The sequence below is a fragment of the Thioalkalivibrio paradoxus ARh 1 genome (assembly GCF_000227685.2).
In the GTDB taxonomy this organism is placed as follows: domain Bacteria; phylum Pseudomonadota; class Gammaproteobacteria; order Ectothiorhodospirales; family Ectothiorhodospiraceae; genus Thioalkalivibrio; species Thioalkalivibrio paradoxus.
Map to the genome: position 1 here is coordinate 2634754 of NZ_CP007029.1, position 15452 is coordinate 2650205.

At 68.7% G+C, this 15452-nt stretch carries 15 protein-coding genes; 6 read left to right on the forward strand and 9 right to left on the reverse strand.

Annotated features, from left to right (window positions below; genetic code table 11):
- Window positions 1–181: 181 nt before the first annotated feature.
- Genes truD through mrcB form a run of 5 tightly spaced genes read right to left on the reverse strand, consistent with a single transcriptional unit; the run spans window position 182 to window position 6779 of the window.
- Window positions 182–1231, reverse strand: a complete 1050-nt coding sequence (gene truD, locus THITH_RS11855) for a tRNA pseudouridine(13) synthase TruD (RefSeq protein WP_006748347.1) — start codon at window positions 1229–1231, stop codon at window positions 182–184.
- On the reverse strand, window positions 1228–1938 hold the full coding sequence (tsaB, locus tag THITH_RS11860) for a tRNA (adenosine(37)-N6)-threonylcarbamoyltransferase complex dimerization subunit type 1 TsaB (RefSeq protein WP_006748348.1): 711 nt from the start codon (window positions 1936–1938) through the stop codon (window positions 1228–1230). Before tsaB ends, truD begins: the two co-directional genes overlap by 4 nt.
- The gene (locus tag THITH_RS11865) at window positions 1929–3881 is read right to left on the reverse strand and encodes an ATP-dependent DNA helicase (RefSeq protein ID WP_006748349.1); all 1953 of its coding nucleotides are present in this window, start codon (window positions 3879–3881) and stop codon (window positions 1929–1931) included. The genes tsaB and THITH_RS11865 overlap by 10 nt, the downstream gene beginning before the upstream one ends.
- 10 nt (window positions 3882–3891) lie before the next feature.
- Window positions 3892–4455: a tetratricopeptide repeat protein gene (locus THITH_RS11870; protein ID WP_006748350.1), complete on the reverse strand. Its 564-nt coding sequence runs from the start codon at window positions 4453–4455 to the stop codon at window positions 3892–3894.
- A gap of 5 nt (window positions 4456–4460) precedes the next feature.
- The gene (mrcB, locus tag THITH_RS11875; protein ID WP_041483814.1) at window positions 4461–6779 is read right to left on the reverse strand and encodes a penicillin-binding protein 1B; all 2319 of its coding nucleotides are present in this window, start codon (window positions 6777–6779) and stop codon (window positions 4461–4463) included.
- 102 nt (window positions 6780–6881) lie between these two features.
- Here mrcB and THITH_RS11880 point away from each other — a divergent pair, with 102 nt between their 5' ends.
- From THITH_RS11880 to THITH_RS11895, 4 genes are all read left to right on the forward strand, one after another.
- Window positions 6882–8480 (forward strand): bifunctional aminoglycoside phosphotransferase/ATP-binding protein, encoded by a 1599-nt coding sequence (locus THITH_RS11880; RefSeq protein WP_006748352.1) that lies wholly within the window; start codon window positions 6882–6884, stop codon window positions 8478–8480.
- A gap of 143 nt (window positions 8481–8623) precedes the next feature.
- Window positions 8624–9397: a hypothetical protein gene (locus THITH_RS11885; protein WP_006748353.1), complete on the forward strand. Its 774-nt coding sequence runs from the start codon at window positions 8624–8626 to the stop codon at window positions 9395–9397.
- A gap of 3 nt (window positions 9398–9400) precedes the next feature.
- Window positions 9401–9874 (forward strand): C40 family peptidase, encoded by a 474-nt coding sequence (locus tag THITH_RS11890; RefSeq protein ID WP_006748354.1) that lies wholly within the window; start codon window positions 9401–9403, stop codon window positions 9872–9874.
- Window positions 9875–9898: 24 nt separating this feature from the next.
- Window positions 9899–10393, forward strand: coding sequence for a DUF302 domain-containing protein (locus THITH_RS11895; protein ID WP_006748355.1), 495 nt, complete (start codon window positions 9899–9901; stop codon window positions 10391–10393).
- A gap of 15 nt (window positions 10394–10408) precedes the next feature.
- Here THITH_RS11895 and mog read toward each other — a convergent pair whose 3' ends face one another.
- A complete protein-coding gene (gene mog, locus THITH_RS11900) occupies window positions 10409–10963 on the reverse strand; it encodes a molybdopterin adenylyltransferase (RefSeq protein ID WP_006748356.1) in 555 nt (184 codons plus the stop codon).
- Window positions 10964–11294: 331 nt separating this feature from the next.
- On the opposite strand from mog, the gene THITH_RS11905 reads away from it, so the two are divergent.
- Both THITH_RS11905 and THITH_RS11910 read left to right on the forward strand, forming a co-directional pair.
- The gene (locus THITH_RS11905) at window positions 11295–11723 is read left to right on the forward strand and encodes a SufE family protein (RefSeq protein ID WP_006748357.1); all 429 of its coding nucleotides are present in this window, start codon (window positions 11295–11297) and stop codon (window positions 11721–11723) included.
- A gap of 151 nt (window positions 11724–11874) precedes the next feature.
- Window positions 11875–12462, forward strand: a complete 588-nt coding sequence (locus THITH_RS11910; protein ID WP_006748358.1) for a nucleoside deaminase — start codon at window positions 11875–11877, stop codon at window positions 12460–12462.
- 76 nt (window positions 12463–12538) lie between these two features.
- On the opposite strand, the gene THITH_RS11915 is transcribed toward THITH_RS11910, so the two are convergent.
- The 3 genes from THITH_RS11915 to THITH_RS11925 form a co-directional block, all read right to left on the reverse strand.
- Window positions 12539–13555: a LysR family transcriptional regulator gene (locus THITH_RS11915; RefSeq protein WP_232222303.1), complete on the reverse strand. Its 1017-nt coding sequence runs from the start codon at window positions 13553–13555 to the stop codon at window positions 12539–12541.
- Between the two features lie 156 nt (window positions 13556–13711).
- Window positions 13712–14032 (reverse strand): P-II family nitrogen regulator, encoded by a 321-nt coding sequence (locus THITH_RS11920; RefSeq protein WP_006748360.1) that lies wholly within the window; start codon window positions 14030–14032, stop codon window positions 13712–13714.
- A 15-nt stretch (window positions 14033–14047) separates the two neighbouring features.
- Window positions 14048–15055, reverse strand: coding sequence for a sodium-dependent bicarbonate transport family permease (locus THITH_RS11925; protein WP_006748361.1), 1008 nt, complete (start codon window positions 15053–15055; stop codon window positions 14048–14050).
- Window positions 15056–15452 lie beyond the last annotated feature (397 nt).

Sequence of the window (15452 nt, forward strand, 5' to 3'; positions counted from 1 at the left end):
GGCTCCGGGCCACCCCGAACGATGAAAAAGGTTAGCCACGGATGAACACGGATAGGGTTTCAACCAAGAAACATCCGTGTTCATCCGTGGCAAAGAACGCCTTTCGGCCCTTGTCCGTGCCTTCCGTGTGCTTCCGTGGCCGTATTTTCACGCGAACTTTGCGGCATGGGGACGAGAGCGATCAGCGCGCCGGCCCGAGGTGGCCGGTTTCGCTGAGTCGCGCAATCGCTTCCGCGACGCCGGTGGCGTATTCGCCGGGACCCAGCTCGATTTCCAGCTGCAGCATGTCGGGCGCCTGCCAGACCCACGCCAGCGTACGGGGCCGCAGCCGCAACGGCCGGCGGGCCGGATCGACACCCTCGCGTTCGAGGCCGGCGGCGAGTTCCCCGAGTGCGCCGGCCACCTCGCGTTCCAGCACCAGCGCCTCGCCAGCGCTGCCCGACCCGCCCCGGCCCCAAAGAGGCCCCGTCGGGTGGATCTCGAGCTGCGCGCAGCGTGCCTCCAGATCCACGTCGATCTCCGGCACCGGGAACACGCTGCCCCGCCCGTCGAGGTTTGCCAGCTCCCCGGAAAGCAGCCGGTCCCAGGTTCCCTCGCGGACCCGCCGGCGCAGCACCTCGTTGAAGATCGCCGCTCGCGCCGCCGACAGGTAGAGCCCGCGCTGGTTGCGGCTGCGCGGGCGCATCCGCCCGGCGAACCAGGCCCGCGCGCGTTCCAGATTGGCATGCCCGAAGCGCTGCTCGCCGAAATAGGCCGGCAGCCCGCGATCGCGGATTCGCCCGAGCAGCGCGTCCGCGGCCTGCCTGTCGCCCCGGACGTCGCGCAGCCGCAGCCAGAAGCGATTGCCTCGCAGATGGCCCGTCTTCAGCTTGCGCGCATGGCGCCGGCGATCGAGGATCTCCACTCCATCCGGAACCGCGCCGTTCCAGTCCGGCTCCTGTCGCCCGGCCAGGTCGACGCTGAACCACTGGGTGGTGATGGCATGGCGATCCTTGCGCCCGGCATACCCGACCGCGACGCGCGCGGCACCGGCGGCCCGTGCCAGCCACTCGGCCACGTCCTCGGTGTTCCGGCCCCGCTTGCGTATCTGCAGCCAGACATGCGTGCCCTCGCCCGAGGGCTGCGTCGCCGGGATCTCGTCGACCACGAAATCCTCCGGGCAGGTCTTGATACGCGCCTGCAGCGGCAGCCCCCACGGATACACGGGTCCGTCTGACTCGCCCCCGCTCATCCGGCGCGTTCCGTACCGCCAGGGACCCTGGCGGCCTTCGGCTCCGCGACCCGGTCGCGCAGATATACCGGCTGCGCTTGCTCGGCAGTCACGAATTCGCCCCGGGCGTACGCCGCTGCGCCCAGCAACGCGACCTCCCGGGCGCAGGGCAGCGCGGCAGGATCGATGTCGGCATCGGCAAGCCCCTGATCCCGCAAATGCTCCACACACAGCGCTGCCCCGCTGCCCAGTGCCATGCGCCGGCCCCGGCTCCAGCAGACCCGGACCCGCTCCGGCGCATCGATCGCTTCGTCGCCCGGCTCCACGAGGCCGTCCGGTCCGACCGCCAGCAACGCCCAGTAGACCTCCCCCATCCGAGCGTCCAGCAGCGCCAGGATCTCCTGTGCACCGCGGTCGGCGCCCTGCTGTGCCAGCGCCGCGAGCGTGGACACCGGCACCACCGGCCGGTCGACCGCGAACGCAAGGCCCTGTGCAACCCCGAGGCCCAGGCGCACTCCGGTGAAGGCCCCGGGCCCGCGCCCCACCGCAACCGCATCGAGCTGCGCCGGCACCAGGCCCGCCTCGGCCAGCAGACGGTCGACCTGATCCAGGATCAGTTCCCCGTGCCGTCGCGCGGCGGCCAGTTCCCGATGCCAGCGCAGGTCGCCGTCGAGCCACAGCGCCGCCGAACAGGCCTCGGTCGCGGTCTCCAGCGCAATCAGGCGCATGCGGCCGGCTCCCTGCTGCGTTCCCGCGCTGCGCGCAGGAACGCCAGTGCCTGCAGCGGATCCCGCGTCTGGTGGAATGCGGGCAGCCCGTCGAAAAAGCGTCGGCCGTAGGGTTTCTGCAGGATGCGCGGATCGCACAGCGCCAGGATCCCCGAGTCCTGGGCGTCGCGGATCAGCCGCCCCGCGCCCTGCTTCAGCGCCAGCACGGCCTGGGGCAGCTGGAAATCCATGAACGCACTGCCGCCCGCTGCCTCGATGGTCGCGACCCGCGCCTGCAGCACCGGGTCGTTCGGGGCCGCGAAGGGCAGCCGGTCGATGATCACCGTCGACAATGCGTCGCCGCGGATGTCGACCCCCTCCCAGAAACTCTGCGCGCCGAGCAGCCAGGCTTGGCCGGACGCCCGGAACCGCGCCAGCAGTTCGGCCCGCGGCTGCTCGCCCTGCACCAGCAGCACCCGTTCGGACGGCAACCGGTCGCGCAGCAGGCCGGCGGCCTCCTGCAACGCACGGTGGCTGGTGAACAGAAAGAACCCGCCGCCTGGACTGCCCTCGACCAACGGCCAGGCCCAGTCGATGCACGCGCGGGTATACCCCGGGCTGTTCGGATTGGGCAGCGGTCGTTCGGGCAGCACCAGGCAGGCCTGGCGGGAGAAGTCGAACGGGCTGTCCAGACGTTCGGTGCGCACATCTGCCGGCAACCCGAGTCGCCGGGCCGCATGATTGAAGTCGTCGCCGATCGCAAGCGTCGCGGACGTGAACACCCAACTCGCCGGGCAGGCCTCACGCTGCTGCGCCAGCGGCCGCGCGGCATCGAGGGGGGTCCGGTGCAGGATCAGGCTCTGCCGGAAGCGCTCGACCCAGGCAACGGTTTCGGTGTCGTCCGCGCGCCATTCCTGCAAACGCGATCGCAGCGTCAGGCATCGCGCCCGAGCCTGATCGAGACCGGGTGTGCGCCCCGCGGCTGCGGCGAGATCGGTTCCGAGCTGCTCCAGCGCCTCGTCGAGCCGGGACAGCGCCGCCGCCACCTCGGAGCCACCCGATATCTCGCTCCAGGCCGCTCGGGCCGGCCAGTCCCGGGAGCACTCAAGCAGGCCCGCGACCGCCTCCTGCAGCGACGCCACCGGTTCGCGCAGGTCGGCCAGATCCGGGGCCTCGCGCTCGAAGTCGCGCACGATATCCCGGCCCAGATCGCGCAGCGCCCGCGTACCCAGCGCCAGTCCGAAAAAGGCCCCGGCGATCTCCGGCAGCTGATGCGCCTCGTCGACGATCACGGCATCGGCCTGCGGCAGCAATTCTCCGAACCCTTCGTCCTTCAGGGCCATGTCCGCCAGCAGCAGATGGTGGTTCACCACGATCACGTCCGCGTCCTGCGCGCGACGCCGCGCGCGCACCACGAAGCATTCGTTCAGGCGCGGACACTCGTGACCCAGGCAGTTGTCGACCGTCGACGTCACCTGTGACCACAGCGGGGCATTCTCGGCCAGGATCTCGGCCTGGGTCAGGTCGCCATCGGCCGATCGGCGCGCGAACCGCTGCAGCGCCTCGAGGATCGGCCCCTGCCGGCCGCCAGCGCCGTCGCCGGCCGCCGCGTCGAGACGATAATGACACAGGTAGTTCGACCGCCCCTTCAGCAGCGCCGCCTTCGGATGCCGGTTCAGCGCCTGACACACGACCGGCAGATCCTTTTCGAACAACTGGTCCTGCAGCGTCTTGGTGCCCGTGGAGATCAGGATCCGCCGCTGCGACAGCAACGCCGGCACCAGGTAGGCGTAGGTCTTGCCGACGCCGGTCGCCGCCTCGATCAGCAGCGCCGACCGGGGCTGCTCCAGCACCTCTGCGACGGCCGCGGCCATCACCTGCTGCTGCACCCGCGGCTGGAACCCGGTGACGGCACGGGCCAGGATGCCCTCCGGCCGCAGGGCGTCGCGCGCCCGTTCGGGCATCGCCTCGCGCTCAGCCAACCTCCGACTCCAGACGGCGCACCTCGTCCATCGCCCGGCGTGCGCCGTCGGTGTCGCCCATCCCCTCGCGGGCGCCGGCGATGATGCGCCAGTTCGCCAGGGCCTGCGCGCGATCCCCGGAACCCAGCTGCAGGGATCGGTGTGCCATCCGCTCGGCCTGCACGAACTCGCCCTGTTCGAGTCGTACCCGCGCCAGCCGGCTCCAGAGATCCGGATCGCGAGGGGCGATTCGCAATGCGCGCTCCAGCCGCAGGCCGGCAAGCCGCAGATCCCCTGCCGCACGCGCCTCGTCCGACTGGGCGGCAAGCGTCAATGCCGCCGGCGCGGTGACGGGTGGCGAAGGCTCCGGTTCGGGCACAGGCGCCGCCTCCGGCTCCGGCGGCTGCACCTCCTCGACCACCACCGGCGGCGGTGCGGGCATCGGTGCCGACGGGGGCGGCAGGCTGGTGCGCGGCGCAGGGACCGCACAGGCGCCCAGCAGCAGTGCGGCCAGTACCCACAGGATCGGGGTAGCGCTGCCAACGATTCGACCACTGCGTTGCTGCCGTTGCCTCATTGGTTTCACCTCTGGCGCCATCCGGACGCCCCGTCGTTGTAGGAACCGCTCTGCAGATCACAGCTCGCCCGCGTCCGGGGCGCCGAGTCGCGCCAGAACGGCAACCGGACCCGGTCCGGGCAGGCTTCGGTCTCGGTGCGCAGTCCCGAGCGCCGGTCGACCTCTTGCAGCCGGATCTCGGGGTGGTGCCCCAGGCTCAGCGAGCCACCGGGCAGTGCCGCCATGCTGCGTATCCACAGCGGCACCGCGCCCGTGGCGCCGGTCAGGCCAGTCGGACGATTGTCGTCCAGGCCGACCCAGACGACCAGCAGATGCCGATCGTCGAAGCCCGCGAACCAGCTGTCCCGAAGGTCGCTCGAGCTGCCGGTCTTGCCCGCGAGCACCCGACCGGGCAGCCGCTGCCCGATGCGTTGCCCGGTTCCCCGGGTGGTCACGTCGTGCAGCGCGTGGTTGACGACCTGCACCGCACCGTCGGGAACCGCCCCGCGCAATTCCAGGCTGTAATGCGAGAGTTCCTGATTGCCGGCGTCGAGCACGTCGCGAATCGCCCGGCTGCGGGTTGCATACCCGCCGTTGGCCAGCGCCTGGTACAGCGTTGCCACCTCCAGCGGCGACAGGTCGAGTGCGCCGAGCGCCAGCGAGGGCAACGGCGCCGGGTCGCGTTCGAGACCGAGCGTCTGCAGCAGCCGAACGACCTGGGGGATCCCGATCTGCAGGCCCAGCCGCACGGACGCGACATTGTACGACTGAACCAGTGCCTCCCAGGCCGTCACCTGGCCGTGAAACCGGCGGTTGAAGTTCTGCGGCGACCACGGTTCGCCATGCGGCATTTGCAGCGTCAGCGGGCTATCGTCCAGCAGCGTCGCCAGACTGTAGTGCTCGGGATCCGAGAGTGCCGCCAGGTAGACGAAGGGCTTCACCAGCGAGCCGATCGGCCGCTTCGCGTCGACCGCGCGGTTGAAGCCAGGGAACCGGGGATCGCGGTCCCCGACCAGCGCCAGCACTTCCCCGGCCAGCGGATCGGTCAGTACCGCCGCCACCTGCAGCGGTTCGCTGATGTCGCGGTTCGCGGTGACCTGCTCGAGGCCCTCGACGATCTGGCGTTCCAGCGTGAGCTGCGCGCCCGGGTCCAGCGTCGTGAAGATCCGCAGCCCCTCGCTGCGCAGATCCTCCTCGCGGTATTCGTCGCGCAGCTGGCGGCGCACCAGGTCGACGAAGGCCGGGAAGCGGCTGTCGCCGCGCGGGACCTGGGGCGAAACCCCGAGCGGGCGCGCGCGCGCTTCCTGCACCTGCGCCGGCGGCGCCAGCCGCTCGCGCTGCATCCGGTCGAGCACGCCGTTGCGGCGCGCCAGCGCGCGTTCCGGGAAACGGCGCGGATCGTAATAGCTGGCACCGCGTGCCAGCCCCACCAGCAACGCCAACTGGTCGAGCTCGAGCTCGCGCAACGGGCGCTGGAAATAGAACTCGGCTGCCAGGCCGAAACCGTGGATCGCGCGGGCACCCGACTGGCCCAGGAAAACCTCGTTCAAATACGCCTCGAGGATCTCCTCCTTGGAATAGCGGTATTCCAGCAACACCGCCATCACCGCCTCGACCCCTTTGCGGCGCAGCGTCTGGTCGTGCGTCAGGTAGAAGTTCTTCACCAGCTGCTGGGTCAGCGTGCTGCCCCCCTGCACGGTGCGGCCCGCACGCAGGTTCGCCCAGGCGGCCCGCGCGATCCCGATCGGATCGACTCCCCGGTGCGAGAGAAAGCGCCGGTCCTCGGTCGCCAGCAGCGCGGCAACCAGTCCGGGCGGAACCTCATCGAGCGTGACTAGTACACGGTCCTCGCCGTGGGTGGGAAAGATACTGCCGATCAGCATCGGCTCAACCCGCATCAGATCGACCGTGCCGCCGGATTGCCGGTCCCGCACTTCCCCGATCCTGCCGTCGCCGATGCGCAATCGGACCGACCGCGCCGGTTCGCGGCCGTCGCTGAACACGAACGGGCGGGTGGTCAGGGTGACCGTGCCGCCATTGACCGCGAAGCTCCCGGGACCGCTGCCATCTTCCCGGTAATGCAACGCTTCGAGTTCCAGACGCAGCAGTTCCGGGGTCAACGGCCGCCCTGCGTACAATTCGAGCGGGCGCGCGAACACGCGCGCCGGAAGCGCCCAGCGCTTGCCCTCGAAACGCGCCTGGATTTCCTGGTCCAGCTGCTGCACATACCACACGCCGATGGCCCCGAGGACCAGCAGCAGGCCGAGACTGAACCAGAGAACGGCCCCGAGCATCCGGCGGATGCGCGAGCGGGAGGCGGGGCGGGAGCGGCGTCTGCGCGTCATGGTGTTCGATTCGAGCAAAGCTCAATGGTAACCTGAGCCGCATGCGTCGTTCAGGCGCCACTCCGCATTTCTGCCTTTCCGGCACCCCAGCGCGAGGTTCCGATGGATCCGCTCGAACGTCAGCGGCACATGCTCGAGATCCTCTCCGAGCCTGCCCGCTTCCCCCATCCCGCCGACTCGGTCGAGCGCATCGAGACCCATATCTCGACGGTGCTGCTGGCCGGCGACCACGCCTACAAGATCAAGAAGCCGCTAGATCTGGGGTTTCTCGATTTCACCGAGCTGCAGGCGCGCAGGCGCTACTGCCAGGCCGAACTCGAGATCAACCGGGTGTTGGCGCCGGGGATCTACCTGGACCTCGCAGAAATCCGCGGCACGCCAGACTCGCCGGCGATCCAGGGCGACGGGCCGACCCTGGAATACGCGGTGCACATGCGCCGCTTCGACCGCAACCGGCAACTCGACCGCCTATTGGACGCGGGACGGCTCCCGGTGTCGGCGATGGACGAACTGGCGCGCACGGTCGCCCGGTTTCACGAATCGGCCGAACGCGCCGGAGCGTCGAGCGAACATGGAACGCCGGAACAGGTGCTGGCCCCGATGCTGGCCAACTTCGATGCCCTGCACCCCTGCACCAAAGACCGGCCAGAACGCGCCGAACGCCTGCGCGGGCTCGAGTCCTGGACGCGCGAGACCGCGGCGCGGCACGAGGCGCTACTCCGAACGCGCCGGCAGCGGGGGTTCATCCGCGCCTGCCACGGCGACATGCATCTCGGCAACATGGTGTACGCACAGGACGACACGGGACACGAGCGCCTGGCCATCTTCGACGCCATCGAATTCAGCCCGAGCCTGCGCTGGATCGACGTGATCTCGGAACTCGCGTTCCTGACCATGGACCTGCATGCGCGCGATGCGCCGGCTCACGCGCATCAGGCGCTGAACACCTACCTCGAACACCGGAACGATTTCGGCGGACTGGCGCTGATCCCGTTCTACCAGGTCTACCGCGCGCTGGTTCGGGCCAAGGTGCACGCGATCCACGCGGCCGAGGACGACCTACCGGAGGACGAACGCCGGCAGTACGACTGCGAGGTGGAGCGGTACCTGACGCTCGCCGACCGGCTGCGCAGTCCGGGCCGCCCTGCGCTGATCCTGATGCACGGGGTTTCCGGCAGCGGCAAAACCCGAGTCAGCACCGAGATCCTGCAGCGGTTGGGCGCGATCCGCCTGCGCAGCGACATCGAGCGCAGGCGGCTGATCGGCGTCGCCGAGGATGTCCGGCCGAGCGCAGAACAGCAGGCCGCGCTCTATACCCCGGAAGGAATCCGCCAAGTCTATGACCATCTGCTCGCGCAGGCCGACCGGCTGCTGGGACAGGGCCACACGGTGATCGTCGACGCCACCTTCCTGACCCGCGCGCAGCGGATCCCGTTCGAAGCGCTGGCCCGGGAACGGAATGTCCCAAGCGCCGTCGTCGCCTGCCGGGCCGACGCCGACACGCTGCACCAGCGCCTGGCTGCCCGACAGCAGGCCGCACGTGACGCCTCCGATGCAGGGATTTCGGTGATGGAACGGCAGCTCGCCGAGGTCGAACCTCCGGACTCCCCGGAACCCACGGTGACGAGTTCCCCGGAACGGGAACTGGACTGGCCGCGCCTGATGCGTCTGCTCGGCCGGGAGGACGGCGCCGGCGGGTGACAACCGCCGGCCCGGGATCTAAGCTCGGGGGAGTCGCCCGATCCGGCGTTTACGCGCAGTCACCAGGGCGCCGGCCCGAACTGCGCTGGACCGCGGAGTCTTCATGCCGAACCCGCTCACGAACTCCCACGGAGTGCCACCGGATGTTCCCACGCCTGATTTTCACTGCTGCCCTGAGCCTGCTGGCCTGGGTTCACGGGGCCGCGTCCGCGGACGCGGTGCTGCGCTTCGTCGACAGCGAGGGCGCGCACTCGCAGATGCTGGTGAAGGCGCCCTATGCGCGCATGGACATCGTGAACGGTGGCAGCGGCAGCACCGGCTACATGCTGTTCTATACCGGAGACCGCTCGCTGTATGTGGTTGATGACGGCAGCGGCACCTACATGCCGCTGAACGAGGACGTGATCGATGCGCAGAAACGGGCGCTGGACCAGATGATCGACGACATGCGCTCCCAGATCCGGGAATTGCCGCCCGAGGCGCGTGCCGAGATGGAGCATCAGTTCGGCATCGGCGTCGAGGCCGGCCCGGTCGAGGTATCGACCCGGCCGACCGGGCGCGAACAGGATCAGCAAGGCCTGCGCTGCGAAGAGAAGGAGATCCTGGTCGCAGGCCAGGTTCAGCACGTCGCCTGCGTCGCAGACGCGGAAACCCTCGGCCTGTCTGCGGTGGACTTCGAGACGATCAACGCGCTGATGGAACGATTGTTCGACCTGTCCAAGCGCGCCCTCGACGCCGGCGGACCGATCGCGACGGCCATGGGCTCGAACGTGATCCCGCGGCTGGACGGGGTGCCGCTGTCGGTACGCGATGTCCGGGACGGTGTGACCACCCGGCTGGTGGGAATCTCCACAGACCCGATCAGCCCTGAGCTCTTCCGCATTCCGGCCAGCTACCGGGAGCGGGAACCGTTCTGAGCCATGACCGCCATCGGGCCAACGGGCATATTGCTGCTGTCGGTGGGCCTGGTCGCGGCCTGCGCCGGTACTCCGGCACGCGAACCCGCGGGCGACACCTCCTGGACGGACACCGGGCTGGCCCGGTCGGAGGTCGTTCTCGCGGCACTTGGTCACCTCGATGCGCCGTACCGCTACGGCGGCCTGGACTGCTCCGCGCTGGTCCAGCGTGCCTACCGGCAGGCTGGCGTCGATCATGTGCCCCGGACGACCGCGGAGCAGGCGCATCTTGCGCGCCGGATTCCGCCGGCCCGGGTGCAGCCCGGCGATGTGCTGTTCTTCGCCACGCGCGGGAATCGAATCGACCACGTCGGAGTCTTTATCGGCGAGGGGCGGTTCGTTCATGCACCGTCGTCCCAGGGACGCGTCCGGATCGAGCCGCTGGCCTCGAGTTACTGGCAGCCCCGCCTGCGCAAGGCCGGGCACTTCTTCGAATGATCCACCAACAAAGGATGCCCCACCATGTCACTGCTCCGCTTCGCTATCCCCGCCTTCCTCGGCCTGGCGCTCGGCCTGCCGTCCGCGTTCGCGCAGAACCTCGTGATGGAGACCGAAGACCGCCGCGTCTATGCGACCGAGGGAGAGTTTGCCTTCTATCGCGAGATGGTCGAGTCCGCGATCACCGACGAGGGCATGGTGATCAACTACGTCGGGCATATCGCCTCGATGCTGGACCGCACCGGCGGCGACATCGGCACCGGCGAGAGCCTGTACCTGCACGGCGAGTCGCTGGAGTTCTGCAGCGCGGTGTACTCGCGGCGCATGATGGAAGCCGACCCGCACAGCATCGTCTACTGCCCGTATGTGATCTCGGTCTATGAACTGGCCTCGGAGCCGGGAACGATCTACATCGGCTATCAACGCCTGCCGCAGGGCGATGACGAAGCGTCGCAGCAGGCGCTGCAGGACGTCGAGGAACTGATCGACCGGATCGTGAACAACGCCCTTGCGTTCTGACGCAGTGCGCGCGGGTCAGCCCGGCCGGCGGGCATGCGCTGGCCGGAACGCGGTCACATGTACAGGGTCCGTCTCCAGGTAGGGGCCGCCGATCAGATCCACGCAGTACGGGATTGCGGGAAACACCGCGTCCAGGCACTCGGCGATCGCCGACGGCTTGCCCGGCAGATTCAGGATCAGCGCGCAACCGCGGATCCCCGCGGTTTGCCGGGACAGGATCGCGGTGGGCACGTGGCGCAGCGACACCGCCCGCATCTGTTCGCCGAAGCCCGGAAGCATCTTGGTGCAGACCGCTTCCGTCGCTTCCGGCGTGATGTCTCGCGGCGCCGGCCCGGTGCCGCCGGTGGTCACGACCAGGCAGCAGCCGGCACTGTCGACCAGGTCCGCCAGCGTTTCTTCCACCCCTTCGCGCTCATCCGGAATCACGCGCGCGACTGGCTCCCACGGCGAGACCAGCGCCGATTCGAGCCAGGATCGGATCGCCGGCCCGCCCTGGTCCTCGTACTCGCCGCGGCTCGCACGGTCGGAAACGGTCACGATTCCGATCCGGGCCGGTGTCGACTCCGCCATACGCCGTTCCTCCGAAAATCCGGTTGCCGACAGGATGGCGCACAGTATAGGGGGATCGCGCGATTCCGTCCCGGCCCAGGCAGCAGGAGGAAATTCCGGGATTCTGCACCACTGAAGCAGCCGCGCGCGGCGCGGTCAGGGCGCTGATCCTGCTCGCGGACGCCGCATGGCCCCTCTGCGAGCGCGGCCGGGAAGCGGTCGTACCCGAGCGACCGGTCCCGCGCGAACAAACCGCCACCGGCAAAAACACTATGCGATCGATGTGGTTGGCCCCCGCGTCCGGGTGCCTTGCTACCATCTCCCCGGCGAGACTCTTACAGCGGGCCAACCGATGATGACTCTGGACGAAGTGGTCGAGACCTTCGAACTGCTGGGCGACTGGGACCAGCGCTACCAGTACCTGGTGGAACTCGGCCAGAAGCTGCCGCCGCTGCCCGAACACGCGAGGACCGAGGAAAATCGCGTGAAAGGCTGCATGAGCCAGGTATGGGTGAGCGCCTACCGCGACGCGGATCAGGGGCAGCGCATCCGCTACCACGGCGACTGCGACACCTCGATCATCAAGGGCGTGCTGACGCTGCTGATCCAGATCGCCGACGGTCGCCGCGTCGAGGAGATCGAGGAACTCGACGTCGACGAATTCTTCGAACGCCTGCAGCTCGACGATCACTTGTCTCCGAACCGGCATGTCGGGGTCTATGCAATCGTCGACCTGATGAAAGCCCAGGCACGCGCGCTGGTACAGCAGGCGTCGGCCTGAGCCGGGGCGGACCCCGAAGTCGCGCCCGTGGCCCGGTCGGATCCGACACACGCGAGCCTGTTGCAACGGCAGCAGGCTAACGCTCGCGCAGCGGAATGTGACTGCCACGGCTGGGGATGCCCCGGCGGCCGATCCCAGGTACGCTTGCCCCATGAGCAGTACGCATACGACACTGCACCTGCCCCAGCCTGACTGGCTGGCAGACTGGCTGATGCAGCCGCCGCCGGAACCGGAGGATCGCGCACGCATGGCGGAGGTCGTCGCCATCGCGCGCGCGAACGTGGAACGCGGCTGCGGCGGGCCGTTCGCCGCGGCCGTCTACCGGCTGGACGGTATCGAGCGGATCAGTGCCGCGGTGAATACCACCATCCTCAGCCACTGCTCGGCAGCGCACGCCGAACTCCAGGCGCTTGGGCTGGCCCAGCAGCGTCTCGGCCGCCATACCCTCGAGCCCCTGCCCTGCGTGCTGATCAGCTCCAGCGCTCCCTGCACCATGTGTCTCGGCGCGATCGCGTGGAGCGGGGTACGCAGGTTCGTGTTCGCGACCGACCGAAGCGATGTCGAGGCGATCGGGTTCGACGAAGGGCCTCCGACCCCCGATTGGCGCGACGAACTCGCGCGCCGAGGTATCGAGACCGAGGGCCCGCTGTTGCGCGCCGACGGCCTCGCCGTGCTGCAGCGGTACGTGGAGTGCGGAGGGCCGATCTACAACGGGCGCTCCACTCGCCTGCAGGGCTAGCGGCGGACCGACGGCTCCGCGGCTCCCGGCGCCTCGACACACGCGCCAACCCGTTGCCGTGCCGGCGGTCTCAGCGTCAGGAGCCTGCGCTCTTGCGTGCGGGCAGCCGCTCGCCCGAATCGAGCAACAGCTGCAGCCCTGGCCACAACGATTCCATACGGGTGCGGATCCGGGGCTCGCTGGCAATCGCGAATTCCAGGAAGGTGCGCGCCACCAGCGAAAGCTCCTTGCCCTTCGGATAGACCAGATACCATTGCCGCATCGTGGGGAAACCCTCGACGTCGAGCACCGCCACCGGCCCGTTGGTGCCCTCCAGCGTCAGGCTGTGCAGCGACAGCACCGAAAGCCCGAGACCGCCGACGACCGCGTGCTTGATCGCCTCGTTGCTGCCGAGTTCCATCCTCACCTTGGGGCGCAGACCATGGGCATCGAAGGCCTTCAGCGTCGCGTCACGGATCCCCGATCCTGGCTCGCGCAGCAGGAACGGCTCCTCGGCAATGCGCGCGAACGGGATTCGCTTCTGCCCCACCAACGGATGATCGCGGGGCGCCATCACCACCAGTGGGTTGGGCGCGACCGGAAATTCCTCGACCTCGATCTCTTCGCAGGGCGCCTGCCCCATGATGTAGAGATCGTCCTCGTTCGCCAGCATCCCTTCGACGATCCGATCCCGGTTCGTGACCTTCAGCGCCACCTCGATACCCGGGTACAGACGACAGAATTCGCCGAGGATCTCGGAGGCAAAGTACTTGGCGGTCGTGATCACCCCCAGCCGCAGCCGCCCCCGGCGCATCCCCTTCAAGTCGGCCATCTTCATTTCGAGGTTCGCGAGCGTCTCGAACATCCTGCGACAGGCATCGTAGAGCTCGACGCCGGCCTCGGTGGGCTTCACGTTCCGCCCCACGTGTTCGAACAGCGGCAGGCCCATCGCCTCGGACATCTTGCGAATGTGCATCGACACCGTCGGCTGGGTCAGGAACAGCTCCTCCGCCGCGCGCGTGAAACTCCCGAGGCGAACAATGGCTTCGAAGACCTGGAGCTGGCGCAGCGTGGCATGCCGGATCAGGTACACCGGCATAGCGCTCGGGGGAATGAGGTGAGGATCGGTCGGAGGCGGCATGGCCGCTCTTATATCGCCCGCGCGGGATCTTGTCCAGATTCCGGGGGCAGGTACCGGCCCCGCGGCCACCATGCCGGCATCCGGAACCGCGCCGGGATGCCAGTCACAGCATCGGCCGCCGCGCTCCGGTCATTCGAGTGGTCGTGCGTACTTCTCCGGATGCAGCACCGAGACCTCGGACACGAACACCGTCAGGTGGTGCCCCTTCTTCATCATGCACTCCAGATCCTCGAGCATGCCCGCCAGGCGTTCTTCGGGCAGGATCACGTGGAACTTGATGTTGGTATCGATGTCGAGCATGCTCGATTGCTCGCCGCTGGATCCGGCACCGCGTGCGCGCACCACGGTATATCCGCTCGCACCGCGCTTGCGCACGATCTTCGCAAGCCACGTTTCCAGCACGTCGGTGGTGATGATCGTGACCAGTTTTTCGGGGTACAGCGCTGGCATCACAGGTCTCCAGGTTCACGCCGCCCCGACCAGCCGGGCCAGATACAGGTAGAGCGGAATGCCGATGATCACATTGAACGGGAAGGTGATGCCCAGCGCCAGCGTCAGGTACAGCGACGGGTTGGCCTCCGGAACCGCCAGCCGCATCGCCGGCGGCACCGCGATGTAGGATGCACTGGCGCCGAGCACCGCGACCAGCGTGGTACCGCCCAGGCCGAACCCGAGCGCCCAGTGCCCGATCGCGACACCGACCACGCCGCCGATCAGCGGCATCACCAGCCCGAACGCGACCATGATCACGCCGACCTTGCGGAACTCCCGGATCCGCCGTGCCGCCTCCATTCCCATCTCCAGCAGGAACAGGCACAGCACCCCCATGAAAATCTCGTTGATGAACGGGAACAGGCTGTCCATCGACCCCGGCGCGGCGATCGCGCCGATCAGCAGCGAGCCGAGCAGTAGCAGCACACTGCCGTTGGTCAGCGCCTCGTGCAGCAGGGAGGACATCCCACCCTGGCCGACCGGATCTGCCGGCGCCGGCTCCGCGCTACCGTTGCGCCCCATGCGCCGGCGCGTCCAGGCCGCCAGCAGCAGGCCGACGATGATCGCGGGCGACTCCATCACCGCCAGCATGATCACCGGATAGCTCTCGTATTCGATCCCCGCGGAATCCAGGTAGGCCACCGCTGCCAGGAAAGTTCCCGCACTGACCGACCCGTAATGCGCGGCCACGGCAGCCGCGTCCAGCGGACTCACCCTGCGCGTGACCACCAGAAGCAGGTAGCCGATGATCGGCAGCGTGAACCCCATCACCAGCGCCCAGACCACTGCCTGTAGCGCGACACCGAGATCGGCCCGTCCCAGTTCGTACCCACCGTGCAGCCCGATCGCCACCAACAGGTAGATCGACAGCATCTTGGCCATATCCTGCGGAAACCGCAGATCCGACTTCACCACCCGGGCAAAAAAGCCCAGAGCGAAGAAGAGTACCGCGGGAATCAACAGGTTGCTCAGTGCACCCATGGGAATCTACCGAAGGTTTCGGGCTGCTACGCGCACAGGCTCTGCTACTGCCATGTTCGGGCACCGCGATTCGGCCGGCCGAACCCGCCGAATCGCCCGCACCGCCGCCAAGCAGGCATTCAATCCGGCCAGACCCGGCGACCGGCTTGATAGGGATCCCCCGATCCGGCCGGCTTTGCCGCCGGCGCGTCGCCGCGGGACCCGCCACGGGTTGGCGAAGACCGCTTCGCGGTCCCCGTGGCTTTCGAGCTTCTGCGCGCCGTCGACGTGGATGCGCTGCCTCCCGCTGCCGGATCATCCGCACCCGGCTTGCCGGGCGCCTGCGCATCGCTGCTTGCGACCGGCGGTTTCTGTGTCGCGGGACCCGACGGGCCCTTGGTCTGGTCGGCTTCTGGCA

What these genes read in the sequence shown, in the direction of transcription:
- truD (WP_006748347.1), bottom strand. Translation starts at nt 1,231, where the DNA reads ATGAGCGGGGGCGAGTCAGACGGACCCGTGTATCCGTGGGGGCTGCCG.
- tsaB (WP_006748348.1), bottom strand. Translation starts at nt 1,938, where the DNA reads ATGCGCCTGATTGCGCTGGAGACCGCGACCGAGGCCTGTTCGGCGGCG.
- THITH_RS11865 (WP_006748349.1), bottom strand. Translation starts at nt 3,881, where the DNA reads ATGCCCGAACGGGCGCGCGACGCCCTGCGGCCGGAGGGCATCCTGGCC.
- THITH_RS11870 (WP_006748350.1), bottom strand. Translation starts at nt 4,455, where the DNA reads ATGAGGCAACGGCAGCAACGCAGTGGTCGAATCGTTGGCAGCGCTACC.
- mrcB (WP_041483814.1), bottom strand. Translation starts at nt 6,779, where the DNA reads ATGACGCGCAGACGCCGCTCCCGCCCCGCCTCCCGCTCGCGCATCCGC.
- THITH_RS11880 (WP_006748352.1), top strand. Translation starts at nt 6,882, where the DNA reads ATGGATCCGCTCGAACGTCAGCGGCACATGCTCGAGATCCTCTCCGAG.
- THITH_RS11885 (WP_006748353.1), top strand. Translation starts at nt 8,624, where the DNA reads ATGTTCCCACGCCTGATTTTCACTGCTGCCCTGAGCCTGCTGGCCTGG.
- THITH_RS11890 (WP_006748354.1), top strand. Translation starts at nt 9,401, where the DNA reads ATGACCGCCATCGGGCCAACGGGCATATTGCTGCTGTCGGTGGGCCTG.
- THITH_RS11895 (WP_006748355.1), top strand. Translation starts at nt 9,899, where the DNA reads ATGTCACTGCTCCGCTTCGCTATCCCCGCCTTCCTCGGCCTGGCGCTC.
- mog (WP_006748356.1), bottom strand. Translation starts at nt 10,963, where the DNA reads ATGGCGGAGTCGACACCGGCCCGGATCGGAATCGTGACCGTTTCCGAC.
- THITH_RS11905 (WP_006748357.1), top strand. Translation starts at nt 11,295, where the DNA reads ATGATGACTCTGGACGAAGTGGTCGAGACCTTCGAACTGCTGGGCGAC.
- THITH_RS11910 (WP_006748358.1), top strand. Translation starts at nt 11,875, where the DNA reads ATGAGCAGTACGCATACGACACTGCACCTGCCCCAGCCTGACTGGCTG.
- THITH_RS11920 (WP_006748360.1), bottom strand. Translation starts at nt 14,032, where the DNA reads ATGCCAGCGCTGTACCCCGAAAAACTGGTCACGATCATCACCACCGAC.
- THITH_RS11925 (WP_006748361.1), bottom strand. Translation starts at nt 15,055, where the DNA reads ATGGGTGCACTGAGCAACCTGTTGATTCCCGCGGTACTCTTCTTCGCT.